This window comes from Enterobacter sp. ENT03, from assembly GCF_019218745.1.
Taxonomy (GTDB): domain Bacteria; phylum Pseudomonadota; class Gammaproteobacteria; order Enterobacterales; family Enterobacteriaceae; genus Enterobacter_D.
Window position 1 is genome coordinate 275,115 of sequence record NZ_JAHUXA010000002.1, and the last position, 15,566, is coordinate 290,680.

Here is a 15,566-nt window from a genome sequence, read left to right on the forward strand (position 1 = left end):
ACTACTCACTCCCCCCAGTAAGTTAGTTCTTCTGCGAGATGATCATCCGCATCCGCCTGACAGGTGATTGGCTCGCTTCCTTCGACGCTGGCCGCTGCAAAATCACGGGCGCACGCTTTGCGATGTTTACGGTTTCCCATGCTCCAATGCGGTAACCTCAGCTCTTTATTCCAGGCGCGAAGCATGTATTTCATGCGTGATTTAGCCATCTTTATTTCCCCCGATTTGCAAATTACTTGTTTCAGCAGCCTGCTTTGCTGCCACGCGCTTTTGGCGATCGCGAAACCAACCGTAAAGCTCCATCAGCTCTTCATCGATTGGCGCATATTTGCGATCGAAATATGCCTGTGCGTCTTTTTCAGCTTCATCAGGTAATTCACCCGGACCAAACAGCGTATTGAAGATCCACGCCATTCCATTCTTTGCATCACTGGTTGCACGCCAGTCGATGATCGCCGCCTGCATAACCAAAAGGTTTTTCCCAAATAACCGGTCGGTCTCTTTAAAGCGGTTACGGATATACTCATTCTCGTCTTTTAAAGTGACGTTCTCAGCGGCCAGCTGGTCGCGATCCTTTTCTGTGCTACTAAGTGCAGCCATTGCACCTATATGCGCCAGATTTAGCGCCTCCAACCGAGCGGCCATTTCCCGTACCAGCTCAGAATAAACGCCGGTCTGCTTGATGCTGGTGGAGTAGCTGTGCGACGTTCTAACTAGATCAATGATGGTCATTTTTGCCAGTAGCTCTTTCATTGGCGCGCCCCGCTCAGTTCATTGAAGCGGTTCATGAACAGACCAAAGGCCTGGCCAGGGCGCAATGGTACAACCTGAATCAGATCAGACGCGGGAACGCCCTCAAGGATCAGCCACGGCGTACCATCATCAATCTCCAGATCGCGGCGTTCGGTCGCCAGCATGGTGAGATCGGCATATTTCACCAGGTCGGACTGATGCAGGGGCAACCCGAACTTAGAGCGGATCAGATCATCAACGAGCGTTTCGATCCGGCGGTAGTCCGGCAGCAGCCTTTTGAGCGGCGCGGGGATGTCCTGGCAGTACGCTTCAGCGGCGTCATGCATCAGCGCTTCAAAGGCGTATTCCGGCGGGACGATCTGGCTGCACAGAACGGAGTGCTGCGCCACGCTGTAAAACTCCGGCAGGTGACCGGCAAAGCGGCAAATATTGGACAGGGCAGTGGCGATGTCCTCAATATCAACATCGTCTGTTTGCGCGTTCAGGTAATCAAAATGCTTACCGCTCAGGGTTTGAATAAAGGACATCGTTAGTTCTCCGTGTTATTTCGCGCTGCACCGCGTCGAATTTTGGTTACAGTAATCCCTCGCCCGAAGGCGATAATTAATGAGGATCCGCTTCCATAAATGCCCCCTGAGGGGGCATTTGCAGCAGCAGACTAAGCGGTGAACGCGCCGATAAAAGTTTCTACCTGGCTGTCCTTGAACTTTTCCACCAGTAGATCGCGGAATTCAACAGCCATATCTTCCTGCTGGGCTTCCAGCTGGACGATGCGCAGCACCAGCGTCGGGCGATCGCCGCCAATGATGCTCAGACGCAACTTAAACGGACGCTCTTTCAGGCCTTCAAACGGCACACACTTAAATTCGAAAGCAACCGGCATAATGTCCTGCGTTCTGGCTTCAACTGATTCCATCAATGAGCGCTTACCGCTGAAGTCCTGATCTTCGAAGTCTGCTTTTTGGATCGATTCGATGGAGATCTTGCGGATTGCAGCAGCTGATCGCTTGGCATCGAGCACAGCACCTTCAGCATCAAAGCCGAGCAGGTTTTCCGCCCAGTCTTCCAGCCATTCCGCCAGCTCTTTTTGAGTATGGCGTTCGCCGTTAATGGAAAGCAGAGAAGAGTACGGTGCGGTCTTTTTCAGAGCGAGCAGGGCGGTGTTGTCGGCATGGCCGGGATTCACCAGAGTACCCAGGTTGAAGACGGAAACTGCGCGCATCTCATCTGCATTGATGAAGCAGCGCGTGCCTTCTTCGGCGTAGCCGGTGGAATAGCGTGCAAAATCTTCGATACTGGCAGTCTGCATCTTCCCGCGAAAACGAAAGCGCTCTAATGACAGACGCTCCAGGCTTTCAATACTTGCTCCGGCAGGGATCACAGCTGCCGGGCAGTCAACAGAAGACAGTTTTTCTTCCAGGAACTGCGACAGGACAAGGGTTTGCACTTTTTCGATAGCGCCTGAGTCTAAAGAGTAGGACATGTGATTTCCTTAATTGGGGTTAACGGTAGGGCTTACTGTTGAGCGCGGAGCTTCGCGTCAGGATCACCGGCCAGGGTAAAGAGCTGTCCCTGGTCTTCCTGCAAAATAGAAAGCTTTCCGCCGCGGTTCACATACATCGGCGTTTCGGTAGTGTCCTCCTCGGACGATTTACCGCGTGGGGTAGGGCGTACATAAGCCAGCTTGTGCTTGATCATCACGCGCTTCTCTTCGACAGAGTTGCTCATGCGGTCCAGCTCAAAGGTCAAAGTTACTTTCCCCTTCTGGCCGTTGTTCAGTACGCCAAAGGCAACCTCACTCAGCGCCACGGCGATCTTGTTCTGGAACACGCCGCCGTCCAGTTCGCCCATAAACTCAGGCACATCGGTCAAACGTTCATTACTCATCGGGTATACCCTCTGAAAGTAGGCTGCTGACACAGCCGGGTTAGTTTCTCCACACAACACAGAAGAGCACCTGCGGTCGGGGCCGCCCGGGTGGATTGGGTTATGAGCCCGTCGCCCGGTGATGCTCTTGTGTGTTGGGTAAAAAAGTGCGGCGCCCTCACGGGAAAATAAGATCAGACGCCGCCAAGCAACTACCACGTTTTATTTTTTGGATCACAGGGAGTTTCGGGCGGGGTGCCGATAACTAGTCGGCAACCCTACGGTATTCCGTAGCTGGTGCCCGTGGGTTGGACGGGACCGTGTTCACCAGGTGAGCGCTTTGATTTGGTAGTCACTCCAAACCGCAACCCCTCCCGAAACTTCCTGCTTACGAATCATCCGGTCATTCATACGCCACCGGCGGCCTACTTCGTTGGCGTCCTGCCTGTTCGCTGTTACTGTTGCTAATGTAGGATAACTTACCTCTTGATGTCAATATTAAAAGTAGGAAAACTTACATTGAGGGCGATAAAAAAGCCGCATAATGCGGCTTCATTTTTTTGATGACGTATTAGAGGTCTGTCACTACTTGCTTAACAACCCCAACAAGACGGCAGTTACCATTAACCTCTAAAACTCTATAGTTAGGATTTAGGGGTACAAGATACCTAACAGGGCCATCAATAACGAATTTCTTCAAAGTGGCTTCTGTGGATCCATCAATTTGAGCGACCACGATACGTCCATTTACTTCATACGGGCTCCCGTAATCTGGGTCAACTATAACCAGAGAACCTTCAGGTATGCTGGGTGCTCCGTTGGGGTTTGTCATTGAGTCGCCACGAACCCGAAGAGCAAAGCCCTCATCAGATAAGTTCGCAGTAGTGTAAATCCACTCTTTGACATCATCACGAGTAATGGACGCGCCGGACTCCGTCCATTCTCCGGCCTGAACCCATGAGAGAACAGGTATCTGCTTAACACCAAATTTATCAGTAGGGCGCATAGCAGGGACGTCGCTATCAGGATCACCTGCGCCATCGATCAGCCATTGGGGGTTACATTTTAAGGCAGCAGAAAGCGCCTGAAGATTCGAACCTCCAGGAGCATAATCACCAGATTCCCACCCCGTGACAGTTACACGGTTTACACCAACGAGCTTCCCTAAAACGGCCTGTGTGAGCTTTAGCTCTTTGCGCCGTGCGCGGATGCGATCATTCATATTCATGTAGGCAATCCTACCATCTTTCAATGTAGGAGTCCTTGACCTCTATATGTAAGTTATCCTACTATCGCAGTGTTCCTATTAACTACAAGAGACAGTCTAATGAACAAAGATGAAGTGCTTTCCTACTTTGGTGGGGTGAGTAATTTAGCAAGGGTACTTGGTATATCTCACGCATCAGTTTCCGGATGGGGAAACGTAATCCCAAAAGGTCGGGCCTTTGAAATTCAGACCATCACGAAAAGCGCACTGAAAGTTAATCCCTCTCTATACGCAAAACCTAACGAAACAGCGGCTTGAAAGTAACCACAGGAAGAAGAGGTGAACCGTGGATAACAAACACTGGCAGGTAGAAAAGCAGCCCGCATGGCTGGTGGCTGCCATCAAAAAAACCATATCAGAATTGCCTGGCGGATACGCCGAAGCAGCTGAATGGCTGGGCGTTACCGAAGATGCATTGTTCAACCGTCTGCGCGCAGGTGGCGATCAGATCTTCCCGATGGGCTGGGCAATGGTGCTCCAGCAGGCGAGCGGTAAGAAGTTCATCGCTGATGCCGTTTCTCGTCAGTCGAATAGCGTGAACGTACCGCTGGTGGAAATTGAAGACGTAGACAACGCCGATATTAATCAGCGTCTGATGGAATCCATCGAGTGGATCGGCAAGCACTCGTCATACGTTCGCAAAGCGACTGCTGACGGTGTCATTGACCAGGCGGAACGCGCTCAAATCGAAGAGAACAGTTATCAGGTTATGGCGAAGTGGCAGGAGCATTTGACGCTGCTGTATCGGATTTTCTGCGCGCCAGAAAAGAGTGACGCCCGCGAGTGTGCAGCTCCGGGCGCCGTGGCGTTTCGTAAACATGTGGAGAACTAACGCATGAACAGTTTAACGGCTATTTGCCGCTTACCGCAACTGCGGATGATCCCGGTGCCGGGACTGCCGCTGTTTCGGTATGAACGCAGAATATCAAACCGCTGGGTGGCGTGTAACCACAGCCGCGCGCGGGCAATCGTGGGTGTGTATTACCGGAGGGCGAAAGCTTTATGCGTGAACTCAACCGATGGTTCAAAGACCACCATGGCATCCCCGTCCAGGTCATCAGATGGGAGCCAGAAACCCGGCGCGTTATCTATCTGCGAAAAGGTTATGAGTACGGCGAATGTTTCAGCCCGCTCGAACAGTTCCAGCGAAAGTTCAGGGAAATAGAGGGCGATCATGAGCACTAAATTAACCGGCTACGTCTGGGATGCATGCGCCGCTTCAGGCATGAAGCTCTCCAGCGTGGCGATTATGGCCCGACTGGCTGACTTCAGTAACGACGAGGGTATCAGCTGGCCTTCCATCGGCACCATAGCCCGTCAGATTGGTGCGGGTGAAAGCACCGTGCGTACTGCGATCGCGCAACTGGAAAAAGACAACTGGCTTTCGCGCAAACAGCGCCGTCAGGGAAACCGCAACGCGTCGAACGTCTATCAGTTGAACGTGGCAAAGCTCCAGGCCGCTGCATTCTCTCACCTGTCAGATTCTGACCCGTCAAATTCTGACCCGTCAAATTCTGACGCATCAAAATCTGATGCATCAAAATCTGACCCCTCAAAATTTGAGGCGTCAAAAAACAGGACTGGCGGAAGTTTTGACCCGTCAGAATCTGGTGGGGATCCGTCAGTAAAATCAACTACAGATCCACAAGTAAAACCAAAACCCTCTTGTCCGGTTGCTACGCAACCCGACCCGGAAGTTGTACTGACTGATTTTGCGATCGAAGTGCTTTCTCATCTGAACCTGATCAGCGGATCCCGTTACCAGAAATCCAAAACTTCGCTGGAGAACATCCGGGCGAGGCTGCGGGAAGGTTACAGCGTTGCGGATCTGAAGCTGGTGATTGACCTGAAACACGAGCACTGGCGTGAGAACGACGAGCAGTACCAGTACATGCGTCCAGAAACGCTGTTCGGTCCGAAGAAGTTCGAAGGCTATCTGCAAAGCGCAACGCGCTGGGAAGCGAAGGGGCGCCCGGCGCGGGAAACGTGGAATAAAAACCAGGAGCGGGATGTTAATGCGATCACCGCCTGCGATAACAAGATTCCAGAGGGGTTCCGGGGATGAGCGACCTTACTTCAGACGACGCCATGCTTAACCAATATTGCCAGGCGCTGGCAGAACTCCGCAGCCGTCCGGCACATGAGCTTAAAGAAATTGGTGATCAGTGGCGTACACCCGAAAACATTTTCTGGGGTATTAACGTGATGTTCGGCCCGCTGGTGCTGGATCTGTTCACCGATGGCGAGAACAGCAAATGCGAAGCGTATTACACCGCAGAAGATAACGCGTTGACGCAGGACTGGTCCGCTCGCCTGAATGAACTCCATGGCGCGGCCTATGGCAACCCACCGTACAGTCGTGCATCTCAGCATGACGGCGAATACATCACCGGGATGCGGTACATCATGCAGCACGCCAGCGCGATGCGCGATAAAGGCGGGCGGTATGTATTTCTCATCAAGGCAGCCACCAGCGAAGTGTGGTGGCCGGAGGATGCCGACCACATATCGTTTATCCGCGGGCGAATCGGTTTTGATCTGCCAAAGTGGTTTATTCCGAAAGATGAAAAACAGGTGCCGTCAGGAGCGTTCTTCGCCGGGGCGATCGCTGTATTCGACAAAAACTGGCGTGGCCCGGCGATCAGCTACATCGACCGTAAGGATCTGGAAGCGCGCGGTGATGCATTTATCGCGCAAATTCACCGCGAAGCGCTGCGCCTGTTACCCCAGATGCAGCAACAAAATATTCCGGAAGTGATTCCTGTCGCAGGCGATGAGGCTGTCGAATGCGCAGAAGCGCTGGATCTGGCCGAAGAAGTTGCGCTGCCAAGACCTGCCACCAGTTCCGAAGACATCCTGCCACTGAACCAGGTTGATATTCTTGCGAAGAGCGGTATCCAGGCATGGGCCTGTGTCCGGGCGGTTTTTGGCGACAAGGAAGAGTACACCTTCAAGGAGTCAAAGTTTGCTCACGTATGGGCCTCCGACAATGTTTCCCAGCCGACTGTTGTAATGGTAAGTGCAGGTGACATTGCTGTGGCGGAAGTCCTGATCGCTGAGAAAAGTTTGCATCTGGCTGTCAGCGAATGGCTGGATCTTAATTTCTCCGAGAATGACCAGCGAAAAGCCGATATGCAGGAACGGTTAAATATCGCAGGTATGGAAGCGATGAACGAATATGGCATGGCGATCCCGATATTTATGGATGTCATCAAAGAAATGGATCCCGCGGCGCGCTGCAACATTCGCAATATTCGGGTCGCACTGAAGGATTTCAGCAGCAAAGCCTCCCTGAAGGAGGATGCAGCGTGAAAAACCTGACCGCCCGCCAGCAGGAAGTTTTATCCCTGATCATGGCTTTCCAGAAAGAGCACGGTATCCCACCAACGCAAAAAGAAGTTGCCGGCCTGATGGGCGCGGCGTCTCCGAACGCGGCGAGCGAACTGCTACGTGCGCTTCAGCGCAAAGGTGCAATCACCATGGTGCCGGGCGTCAGCCGGGGCATCTCGATTAACAGCCAGACCGCAGAGGATGAGGCTATATCACTGCTGCGCTCGCTGGTGGCTGGTGATCAGGATGCCCGGGAAGAAGCTATCGCCTTTCTCGAAATGCGCGGGGTGGTCGTATGAAACTGACGCTGCCATTCCCGCCGAGTGTTAACACCTACTGGCGCGCCCCGAATAAGGGGCCGCTGGCCGGGCGCCATCTCATTAGCGCCGCCGGGCGCAAATATCAGAGCGATGCCTGCGCGGCGATCATTGAGCAGTTGCGCCGCTTACCTAAGCCGTCAGCGGAAGCCGCTGCGGTTGAAATCATGCTGTACCCGCCGGACGCCCGCCGCCGGGACATCGACAACTACAACAAAGCGCTGTTCGACGCGCTGACGCACGCTGGTGTATGGGAGGACGACAGCCAGGTAAAACGTATGCTGGTGGAATGGGGGCCAGTGATAAAGAAGGGAAGGGTAGAAATCACGATCAGCAAATTTGAAACCGTGGCGAGTGCAGTCGCCGAATAAGTGGAGAAGAGCATGAGCGAGTTAATCAACGTAACCAGCGCGCTGGCGATGTCCAGCCGTGAAATTGCCGATCTGGTGGAGTCCCGCCACGACGATGTGAAGCGCTCAATCGAACGCCTGGCTGAGCGGAGCATTATTCAACTTCCGCCACTGGCGGATGTTAAAAATCACCTCAATCAGACGGTATCTGTTTATCTGGTGAACAAGCGTGACAGCTATGTCGTTGTGGCGCAGCTGTCGCCAGAATTTACCGCCCGGCTGGTTGACCGCTGGCAGGAGCTCGAACAGACGCAGCAAATCCATGTGCCACAATCTCTGCCTGATGCGCTTCGCCTCGCTGCGGATCTGGCAGAGCAAAAGCAGAAGCTGACGGCAGAGCTGGCCGCCGCGGCGCCGAAGGTGGAGTTCGTCGACCGGTACTGTACCGCACGCGGATCCATGTCGTTTCGTCAGGTGGCCAAACTGCTTGGCGCCAAAGAGCCAGAGTTCCGCCTGTTCCTGATCGATAACAACATCATGTACCGGCTGCCGGGCACGCTGACACCTCATCATCAGCATATCGATCTCGGTCGGTTCGAAGTTAAGACAGGTACTTCAGCAACCACCAACCACGCATTCAGCCAGGCGCGCTTTACGGCAAAAGGCATCAAATGGATCGGCGGCCTGTGGGCTGAACATCTGGCAAAGGGAAAAGCGGCATGAGGGCACTGCTCAAACCGGTTGTTGTCCGGGAGCTGGGTGTGGTGATGTTCCGTCCCGGAGCTGATTTGCTGGCGCACTTCAGCCGCGGGCGCATGTTGCTGGAGAACGAACCGGAACGTCTGGCCGGGTTACCGTCCGGGCAAATCCCGCCCGCCGCGCAGCCGCTGGCAGAAGATCCGATGCTGGTACCTGTGTTTGAAAACGAGAAGGTGATCGCGCGCGCCGGCGGCATGTCTGGGCTGGAAAACTGGCTGATGCGCGGCGGTGAATGTCAGTATCCGCACGGCACCTATCACATGGAAAACGTGACGGCATTTCATCATGCGCCCGGCGTGATCCGCGTCTGCTGGCACTGCGATAACACACTGCGCGGCCAGTTCACTGAGCGCCTGGCGGGCATCGCCCGGACGAACCTGGCGCAGTGGATCATTGAGTTCGTGCGGATGGCGCTGGGCTTTGATGATACCCACCAACTGACGATCCCGGAGTTGTGCTGGTGGCTGGTGCGTAACGATCTGGCTGACGTTATTCCCGAAGAGCTGGCGCGCCATGCGTTACGCCTGCCGGTGGCAACCATTCCGTCGGTGTATCGCGAAAGCGAGCTGGTACCGGCACCGGCGGCCACTAGCATCATTGAGGAAAAAGCGAAGCAGGTGCTGGCACTACGCATCGATCCGGAATCGCCGGAGTCCTTTATGCGACGCCCGAAGCGTAAGCGCTGGGAGAATGTGAAATACACCAGATGGGTAAAGACGCAGCCATGCGCCTGCTGTAGCAGTCCTGCTGACGATCCGCATCACGTCATTGGCTACGGTCAGGGCGGCATGGGAACCAAAGCGCATGACCTGTTCGTGATACCGCTGTGCAGAGCGCATCACGACGAGTTGCACGCTGACATGAAGGCGTTTGAAGAAAAATATGGCACGCAGCCCGAGCTGCTGCTGAAAACATTAGACCGCGCGCTGGCGATCGGCGTACTGGCGTAAACGGAGTGGAGACCGCTATGAACCTCGAATCATTACCTAAATTTTATTCCCCGAAATCACCGAAGCTGAACGATGAGACGCCAGCCACCGGCGGGGATGCGCTGACAATCACCGATGTGATGGCCGCCCAGGGCTTTGTTCAGGCTCAGGCTTCACTCGGATTTAATCTCTTCTTAGCCAAAATGGGGATTCAGGATCCGCAGCCTGCTATAGAAGGTCTGTTTAATTACGCGCTGGCGTTGAGAAACCCTGTGCTGAATAAGCTTAGCGAGAAAGCGCGGCATGAGATCGTCGGCTGCCTGGTCCGGTTCGCGTACGCTGATTATTCCCGATCTGCTGCCAGTAAAGCTATGTGCGAACACTGTAGCGGAAATGGTGTTCGTCGCTCAATTCAGGACGTCGTGAAGCACCCCGGTGTGAGAGGCGTCGAAGCGAGGGTAAAACAAGAAGTGGTAGAGGAACTGTGCGAACACTGCAACGGGAAAGGAGAGGTCAGCACTGCCTGCCGGGGCTGTAAAGGTAAAGGCACCGTGCTCGATGAGAAGCGCACAAGACTTCATGGCGTGCCAGTGCAGAAGATCTGCGGTCGCTGTAATGGTCACCGCTTCAGTCGTGTTCCCACCAGCCTGGCCCGTGCGGTTGTGGAACGACTGGTACCGGATCTGACAAAGCATCAGTGGTACACCGGTTATGCTGAAGTCATCGATAAGCTGGTAACGAAGTGCTGGCAGGAAGAGGCTTATGCGGAGAAGCTTTTGCGCAAAGTCACAAGATAGAATCATTATTTTGAATTTTAGCGACACAATGCTTGCAATGTTCGGAAAAGTTGGTTAAAGTTTTTCCAACGATGGGCGTTGTATATGCAGCGTTAAAAAACCCGCTTCCGGCGGGTTTTTTATTGGCTGCAATGCAGGGAAGGGGTAAAATGCGTTCGTCACTCAACGGGTGATGCGCGCAGGATGTGCGGTTCGTCTCTATGAAGGTGAAACTATGCACAACTCAGAAACACTCCGTTATATTTTAGCTCGCCATAATTCCAATGATGGAATAAAAGCCGTTGTGCGAGAAATTCGCATCTCAGGATATAGCCGTGATGGGATTAATTATTACCATGGACTTTTTTCTGATACTGGCGTAAGCATCGCAATGACTGAGTATTCCTATTTAAGGACGTATGACACAGCTGAAGATGCTGAGATTGGAAACCCACAGTGGGTCCATTGGCGGCAGCAGGAAGCGTTGGATTTAAAGCGAAACCCATTTGAAAACTAAAGTTGAATCATTCAAGCCCTGGCAATAGCCGGGGCTTTTGTGTTTCTGAAGGGGAAGATAATGTGAAAGCCAAACGGATAGACCGCATCCGAAAGGAAATGTAGCAGTTATGAAGCATCGCCGCGTTCTGCTAATGCCCAGGCACTGCGTGAACTGGCAGACGTGGCTGGTACTGACGATGCGGTTAACGTTCTTTGTCTCTGCCTGGACATTGCCGATCATGATGGAATCGGCGAAGAAGAAGAGGCGCAGTTGAAGAAAATTGCGCAGGCGCTTCAGTTGCCGTTGGATCAGTACCTGTGATCGGTAAGCTCCGCTGGGCCGCCGCCGCGGTACTGCTGTTCTTGGTGGTGGCGATCGATTTCACGGGAAAAATGATGTCGATCCTGGCAAACGGCATGCTGGTGGCCGGAGTTATCGTATTACTCTGGCCGCTTGTAAGAGCCAGCAAATAACACTGTGCAAAAGGCATCTTCAGGTGCCTTTGACAGAGTGTGATACATGTCAGCTAAATGAAAAATGAATGTTCAGTTACAGGGGCTAATTTCCCGTACTGGCTATCTTTAAAGAGAATAAAAGAGTGCTCCTGGAAGTAATATTCGGGTGAGCGCGACAAACACAGTAATGGCCATACTCTCACCTATGACCAGCGCCCCAATCGCTGGTCTTTTTTTATCCGCCATTAGCTCAACTGGAAAGAGCACGGAGCTTCTACCTCTGCGGTTCGGGGTTCGAGTCCTCGATGGCGGACCATTGACTGAACGGATGTATTGGAATTAACGTATTGATGTGGTGAATCCCCCTGTGCGGTGGGGCGATCCAGCATCTGCACATATGCATCGCGGGTTCTGTGTGCTGGCGCAGGCTCACCGGGAGGCACCCGGCACCACAGTTTATCCAATAAGGCTTCACCGTTCTGAGGCTTTTAAGCTGCTTTAATCTCTGTCTCAATCAAACGGAACTTCAACTATGAGAGAAGGATTTTACTGGGTAAGCCATAACGGTACTGTGCAGGTGGCTTACTACACCGATGAGCCGGTTGATGACATCGTCACCGGTACTATAGTTTCAGGCATATGGCACATGACTCGTGGTGACGACTTGTGCAACAACGGTGAAGTCGAGGTCCTAAAAGGCCCACTTGAGCCGCCACTCTAAATTCTACGTCTTTTCGAGGCTCCCTTACGGGGGCCTTTTTTATTTCCCCTCATCTGAGAGGATCAACAGCAATGACGAGGGGGCTAAATGTCCGAACCTTTATCCGGTTCTGTTGCAGCTGCGAGCGCTTTAACCGGAGCCAGCATTTATGGGCTGCTGACTGGCACTGATTATGGTGTCGTGTTCGGAGCGTTCGCTGGTGCCGTTTTCTATGTGGCCACTGCAGCAGACCTGACGATTTTCCGCCGATCTGCATACTTCATCGTTTCCTATTTTGCCGGGGTATACGGTTCAGGGCTGGTGGGCTCCTGGCTTGCCAGCATGACCAGTTACAACGACAAGCCGCTTGATGCGCTGGGCGCGGTGCTCCTGTCCGCCGTTGCTATCAAGACACTCACGTTTTTCAGTGAGCAGGACCCGCTGACGTTATTGCAAAGGTGGAGAGGAGGAACCAATGGTAATAAGTGATCCTCTGGTGCTGACCAACGTAATGACATGCACCGCGATTGTTCTGCGCCTGATGATGTTTCGTAAGCCGGGCGGGAAACATAACTGGTGGGCGTCCTGGCTGGCGTACCTGATCATACTCGCGTATGCCTCGGTGCCGTTCCGCTTTCTGTTCGATTTCTATTTCCACGCCCACTGGGCAACCGTCACCATCAACTTAATCATCTGCGCCGCCGTGTTCAGGGCACGGGGTAATGTGGCGCGGCTGTTCTACGTTCTGAGGCCAGAATGAACCAGACACAATTTCAACGGGCGGCTAATCTCAGCGCCGGGTTAGCCGCGCGCTGGTTTCCGCACATCGATGCGGCGATGCGTGAATTCGGTATTACCGAACCCGTACAACAGGCCATGTTCATTGCGCAGGTCGGCCACGAATCAACAGGCTTTACCGCGCTTGTGGAAAGCTTCAATTACAGCGTGGCAGGGCTGGCCGGCTTCATTCGTGCCGGGCGTATCACCCAGGATCAGGCGAATATGCTCGGCCGCCGCGCTGGTGAACCTTCCCTGCCACTGGAGCGACAGCGGGCGATCGCCAACCTGGTATACAGCAAACGCCTCGGCAACAAAGGTCCGCAGGATGGCTGGAAGTATCGAGGTCGAGGTCTGATTCAGATCACCGGGCTTGAGAATTACCGCAGCTGTGGTACCGCGCTGAAACTTGACCTGGTCACCACGCCTGAACTGCTGGCGGAAGACCTCCACGCAGCCCGATCAGCAGCATGGTTCTTTGCCACCAGCGGTTGCATGCGCTATCCGGGGGACGTGGTGCGGGTGACGCAGATCATAAACGGCGGGCAGAACGGCATTGAAGACCGCTCAAAGCGTTATGAGGTAGCGCGGCGGGCACTGACATGAGCCTCGCCTTCCTGAAGACATGGTGTAAACCGCTGGTTGTACTGGTGGTGATCATTCTGCCGCTGGTGGCTGCCTTACATTATTACGGCAAAGCAACTGGCGAACAGCGCCGCGCCGAAACCGCCGAACATAACCTCAAACTGGCCAACGACACCATTACCGACATGCAGAAGCGGCAGCGTGACGTGGCCGCGCTGGATGCCAAATACACCGGAGAGTTGGAAGATGCTAAAGCCACTATTGCTCAGCTTGAGCGGGATGTTGCTGCTGGGCGTAAGCGGCTGCAAGTCAACGCAAGATGTACCGCGAACGGATCGCCCGGCACCGGCAGCATGGTCGATGCTTCCGGCCCCCGACTTACTGACGCCGCTGAGCGGGATTATTTCACCCTCAGAGAGCGAATTGAAACAGTAACGAAGCAGGTTGGTTATTTGCAGGAATACATCACCAGGCAATGCCAGTAACTACTTAAAGTATTTATCCATGGGGTCGTAATGCTGGTATTTTCTGTAAAAAAAGAGCCAATAGACAAATCCTATAGCAGCACCTAGCCCTGCCATCATGAGATAAAGATCCTCGCGATGGTTAAGCAAGTCAGAGAAGGAATATGAACCTTTCCATATATCAATAAGGCTACCGCCAATCACCACATCTAAAATCAGGGCCATCAGTGGCAGGGCAATAGCATGTGCCGCCATGAGGTAGAGCAGAGCTCCAAGTCTGTACTTGGTATTTATGTGCATAGCCTGCCTCCTTACAAGTTGCTATGAAGCATAACATAATCATTCAAGAGCCTGGCTTCTGTCGGGTTTTTTATTGGGCCATGACAACCCCCAAGAAGATTCACCTGCACATAAAGAGCAACATCAGCCTCGCTCATGCGGGGCTTTTTTATGCGCATCGCACGAACATTAAATTCTTTTTGTTAGCCACATGTTGGATGGTTTTTGTGCGTTCAGAAAAAAGTATTATGATAAACGCGCCGTCAAATGATGGCCTATACATGGTAAGCACAATGAAAAAGGCACTGGCTGTACTGTTTGTTCTGATGTCTCTGGGTGTAACAACTCAAGCGTATGCAGGTAACTGTCAACATGACTCCGATACCGCAAGCGATGGTTCTCGCTGTGGTGGACGATCTGCTGACTCCCGTCCTGGAGGCGGGGGATCTCGTTAAAAAATCAAAGGTCGCTTAGGCGGCCTTTTTTATTAACAGAAACAGGAGAAGAAGCATGTTGACAGTAAAAGTAATGTCGCCGGGCGGCGGAGAAGAGATTCATTGCGGTCTGAGTGTAGGTTTCAATCCTGTACAGCACAGTATTGCTGTATCTGGCATGGACCAGAATATCTTCCTCAAAGAGGGAGAGGTTGCATACGTGATGAATCCGGCAGGAAAGACCATTTCTCATTATGAGCATGTGCAACAGCAGTAAGCAGCCCCAGGCGCTTTCGAGCAGAGCGCCTGATGATGTTCTCCACTCTGCACAACACGGTTAGCCACGCTAAGAAATTGTTTCTTCATTGCACAGGAGTGAAAAATGACTTTCTTAGCGTTTATTATAATCAGGGTTACCAAATTTAGTAGGTTGAAACTCAATTTCTTGATTGTCTCAATTTTTTTTTGAATAGTATAGCGACCTCACCAGCAGTCACGAATCATGATAAAACTTAAGAATATTTTTGGCCTTTGTCTTTTGGTTGGAGGCTACTGTAGCGCAGACTCAAATTCACGCGAATACAATGTCTGGTATGAAAAAGATGCCGTTTTGTACGATATAACACAAACTTCTGATGGTCGTCCTGTAATGATAAGTATCTCACAGGCTGGCTTTAAAACTGCCAACATGGTTATTTCTTATTTAACCGAAGGTAGTTGCCCGTCAGAGAGTTTACCGCTTCTGGTTAATGGCGAACAGATCCCTTCTGAGTATGTGTGTAAGCAGCAAGGGCATGAAAAACTTGAGCACTATGTCGTCAGGGATGCAGGAAGAGTTAACGCCATGGTCCAGCACCTGAAGTCAGACTTTACATTAATTGTACAAAAAGAAATTAAGGTCTGGGCAGCCAATATAAATTCACCAAAATATGGCATCGCCCCTAAATTTTAAGACTGCTTTCGACAGATCATTAAGTATGACTGAAGTAATGAGTCCCCTTAAGGAAGTCAGCCAGCATCTCGTCA

At 52.6% G+C, this 15,566-nt stretch carries 26 protein-coding genes, 1 tRNA gene and 1 pseudogene; 21 read left to right on the plus strand and 7 right to left on the minus strand.

The window, feature by feature from the left end; genetic code table 11:
• Positions 1-5 precede the first annotated feature (5 nt).
• The 6 genes from KW828_RS06225 to KW828_RS06250 form a co-directional block, all read right to left on the minus strand.
• Positions 6-209: a hypothetical protein gene (locus tag KW828_RS06225; RefSeq protein WP_218335587.1), complete on the minus strand. Its 204-nt coding sequence runs from the start codon at positions 207-209 to the stop codon at positions 6-8.
• Positions 202-753: an ead/Ea22-like family protein gene (locus KW828_RS06230; RefSeq protein ID WP_256350023.1), complete on the minus strand. Its 552-nt coding sequence runs from the start codon at positions 751-753 to the stop codon at positions 202-204. The genes KW828_RS06225 and KW828_RS06230 overlap by 8 nt, the downstream gene beginning before the upstream one ends.
• Positions 750-1,280 (minus strand): HD family hydrolase, encoded by a 531-nt coding sequence (locus KW828_RS06235; RefSeq protein ID WP_218335588.1) that lies wholly within the window; start codon positions 1,278-1,280, stop codon positions 750-752. Before KW828_RS06235 ends, KW828_RS06230 begins: the two co-directional genes overlap by 4 nt.
• 131 nt (positions 1,281-1,411) lie before the next feature.
• Positions 1,412-2,236: a YfdQ family protein gene (locus KW828_RS06240; protein ID WP_218335589.1), complete on the minus strand. Its 825-nt coding sequence runs from the start codon at positions 2,234-2,236 to the stop codon at positions 1,412-1,414.
• A 32-nt stretch (positions 2,237-2,268) separates the two neighbouring features.
• Positions 2,269-2,640, minus strand: a complete 372-nt coding sequence (locus KW828_RS06245) for a hypothetical protein (RefSeq protein ID WP_305730773.1) — start codon at positions 2,638-2,640, stop codon at positions 2,269-2,271.
• A 550-nt stretch (positions 2,641-3,190) separates the two neighbouring features.
• On the minus strand, positions 3,191-3,847 hold the full coding sequence (locus tag KW828_RS06250; RefSeq protein ID WP_218335590.1) for a LexA family transcriptional regulator: 657 nt from the start codon (positions 3,845-3,847) through the stop codon (positions 3,191-3,193).
• Between the two features lie 99 nt (positions 3,848-3,946).
• Between KW828_RS06250 and KW828_RS06255 the strand changes: the two genes are divergently transcribed.
• The 19 genes and pseudogenes from KW828_RS06255 (at position 3,947) to KW828_RS06340 (ending at position 13,848) form a co-directional block, all read left to right on the plus strand.
• A complete protein-coding gene (locus KW828_RS06255) occupies positions 3,947-4,144 on the plus strand; it encodes a Cro/CI family transcriptional regulator (protein WP_218335591.1) in 198 nt (65 codons plus the stop codon).
• Positions 4,145-4,172: 28 nt separating this feature from the next.
• Positions 4,173-4,718 carry a YmfL family putative regulatory protein gene (locus KW828_RS06260; RefSeq protein ID WP_218335592.1) on the plus strand — a complete coding sequence of 182 codons (546 nt, stop codon included), beginning with the start codon at positions 4,173-4,175 and terminating at the stop codon, positions 4,716-4,718.
• A 170-nt stretch (positions 4,719-4,888) separates the two neighbouring features.
• Positions 4,889-5,071, plus strand: a complete 183-nt coding sequence (locus KW828_RS06265) for a DUF4222 domain-containing protein (protein WP_072570091.1) — start codon at positions 4,889-4,891, stop codon at positions 5,069-5,071.
• Entirely contained in the window at positions 5,061-5,951 is an 891-nt protein-coding gene (locus KW828_RS06270; RefSeq protein WP_218335593.1) for a conserved phage C-terminal domain-containing protein, read from the plus strand. The genes KW828_RS06265 and KW828_RS06270 overlap by 11 nt, the downstream gene beginning before the upstream one ends.
• Positions 5,948-7,198, plus strand: coding sequence for a phage N-6-adenine-methyltransferase (locus KW828_RS06275; RefSeq protein WP_256350024.1), 1,251 nt, complete (start codon positions 5,948-5,950; stop codon positions 7,196-7,198). Before KW828_RS06270 ends, KW828_RS06275 begins: the two co-directional genes overlap by 4 nt.
• On the plus strand, positions 7,195-7,515 hold the full coding sequence (locus KW828_RS06280) for a LexA family transcriptional regulator (RefSeq protein ID WP_218335594.1): 321 nt from the start codon (positions 7,195-7,197) through the stop codon (positions 7,513-7,515). Before KW828_RS06275 ends, KW828_RS06280 begins: the two co-directional genes overlap by 4 nt.
• Positions 7,512-7,904, plus strand: coding sequence for a RusA family crossover junction endodeoxyribonuclease (locus tag KW828_RS06285; RefSeq protein ID WP_218335595.1), 393 nt, complete (start codon positions 7,512-7,514; stop codon positions 7,902-7,904). Before KW828_RS06280 ends, KW828_RS06285 begins: the two co-directional genes overlap by 4 nt.
• Positions 7,905-7,916: 12 nt before the next feature.
• Positions 7,917-8,606, plus strand: coding sequence for a phage antirepressor KilAC domain-containing protein (locus KW828_RS06290; RefSeq protein ID WP_218335596.1), 690 nt, complete (start codon positions 7,917-7,919; stop codon positions 8,604-8,606).
• Positions 8,603-9,592 carry a DUF968 domain-containing protein gene (locus KW828_RS06295; RefSeq protein WP_218335597.1) on the plus strand — a complete coding sequence of 330 codons (990 nt, stop codon included), beginning with the start codon at positions 8,603-8,605 and terminating at the stop codon, positions 9,590-9,592. Before KW828_RS06290 ends, KW828_RS06295 begins: the two co-directional genes overlap by 4 nt.
• A 17-nt stretch (positions 9,593-9,609) precedes the next feature.
• Positions 9,610-10,368 (plus strand): antitermination protein, encoded by a 759-nt coding sequence (locus tag KW828_RS06300; protein ID WP_218335598.1) that lies wholly within the window; start codon positions 9,610-9,612, stop codon positions 10,366-10,368.
• Between the two features lie 214 nt (positions 10,369-10,582).
• Positions 10,583-10,864, plus strand: a complete 282-nt coding sequence (locus KW828_RS06305; RefSeq protein WP_218335599.1) for a hypothetical protein — start codon at positions 10,583-10,585, stop codon at positions 10,862-10,864.
• Between the two features lie 108 nt (positions 10,865-10,972).
• Positions 10,973-11,167 (plus strand): annotated as a pseudogene (locus KW828_RS06310) (hypothetical protein); the annotation flags it as partial.
• The gene (locus KW828_RS06315) at positions 11,164-11,319 is read left to right on the plus strand and encodes a DUF3927 family protein (protein ID WP_218335601.1); all 156 of its coding nucleotides are present in this window, start codon (positions 11,164-11,166) and stop codon (positions 11,317-11,319) included. The pseudogene KW828_RS06310 and the gene KW828_RS06315, both read left to right, overlap by 4 nt.
• 221 nt (positions 11,320-11,540) lie before the next feature.
• Positions 11,541-11,617: transfer RNA gene (locus tag KW828_RS06320), tRNA-Arg, on the plus strand.
• A gap of 216 nt (positions 11,618-11,833) precedes the next feature.
• Positions 11,834-12,022 (plus strand): hypothetical protein, encoded by a 189-nt coding sequence (locus KW828_RS21870; protein WP_256350025.1) that lies wholly within the window; start codon positions 11,834-11,836, stop codon positions 12,020-12,022.
• 87 nt (positions 12,023-12,109) lie between these two features.
• Positions 12,110-12,490, plus strand: a complete 381-nt coding sequence (locus KW828_RS06325) for a phage holin family protein (RefSeq protein WP_218335602.1) — start codon at positions 12,110-12,112, stop codon at positions 12,488-12,490.
• Positions 12,477-12,761: a phage holin family protein gene (locus KW828_RS06330; protein ID WP_072570100.1), complete on the plus strand. Its 285-nt coding sequence runs from the start codon at positions 12,477-12,479 to the stop codon at positions 12,759-12,761. Before KW828_RS06325 ends, KW828_RS06330 begins: the two co-directional genes overlap by 14 nt.
• Positions 12,758-13,384 (plus strand): glycoside hydrolase family 19 protein, encoded by a 627-nt coding sequence (locus tag KW828_RS06335; protein WP_218335603.1) that lies wholly within the window; start codon positions 12,758-12,760, stop codon positions 13,382-13,384. The genes KW828_RS06330 and KW828_RS06335 overlap by 4 nt, the downstream gene beginning before the upstream one ends.
• Entirely contained in the window at positions 13,381-13,848 is a 468-nt protein-coding gene (locus tag KW828_RS06340; protein ID WP_218335604.1) for a lysis protein, read from the plus strand. Before KW828_RS06335 ends, KW828_RS06340 begins: the two co-directional genes overlap by 4 nt.
• On the opposite strand, the gene KW828_RS06345 is transcribed toward KW828_RS06340, so the two are convergent.
• The gene (locus KW828_RS06345) at positions 13,849-14,127 is read right to left on the minus strand and encodes a hypothetical protein (RefSeq protein ID WP_218335605.1); all 279 of its coding nucleotides are present in this window, start codon (positions 14,125-14,127) and stop codon (positions 13,849-13,851) included.
• 489 nt (positions 14,128-14,616) lie between these two features.
• Here KW828_RS06345 and KW828_RS06350 point away from each other — a divergent pair, with 489 nt between their 5' ends.
• Positions 14,617-14,817: a hypothetical protein gene (locus KW828_RS06350; RefSeq protein ID WP_218335606.1), complete on the plus strand. Its 201-nt coding sequence runs from the start codon at positions 14,617-14,619 to the stop codon at positions 14,815-14,817.
• A gap of 225 nt (positions 14,818-15,042) precedes the next feature.
• A complete protein-coding gene (locus KW828_RS06355; protein ID WP_256350026.1) occupies positions 15,043-15,492 on the plus strand; it encodes a hypothetical protein in 450 nt (149 codons plus the stop codon).
• The last annotated feature ends 74 nt before the right edge of the window (positions 15,493-15,566 follow it).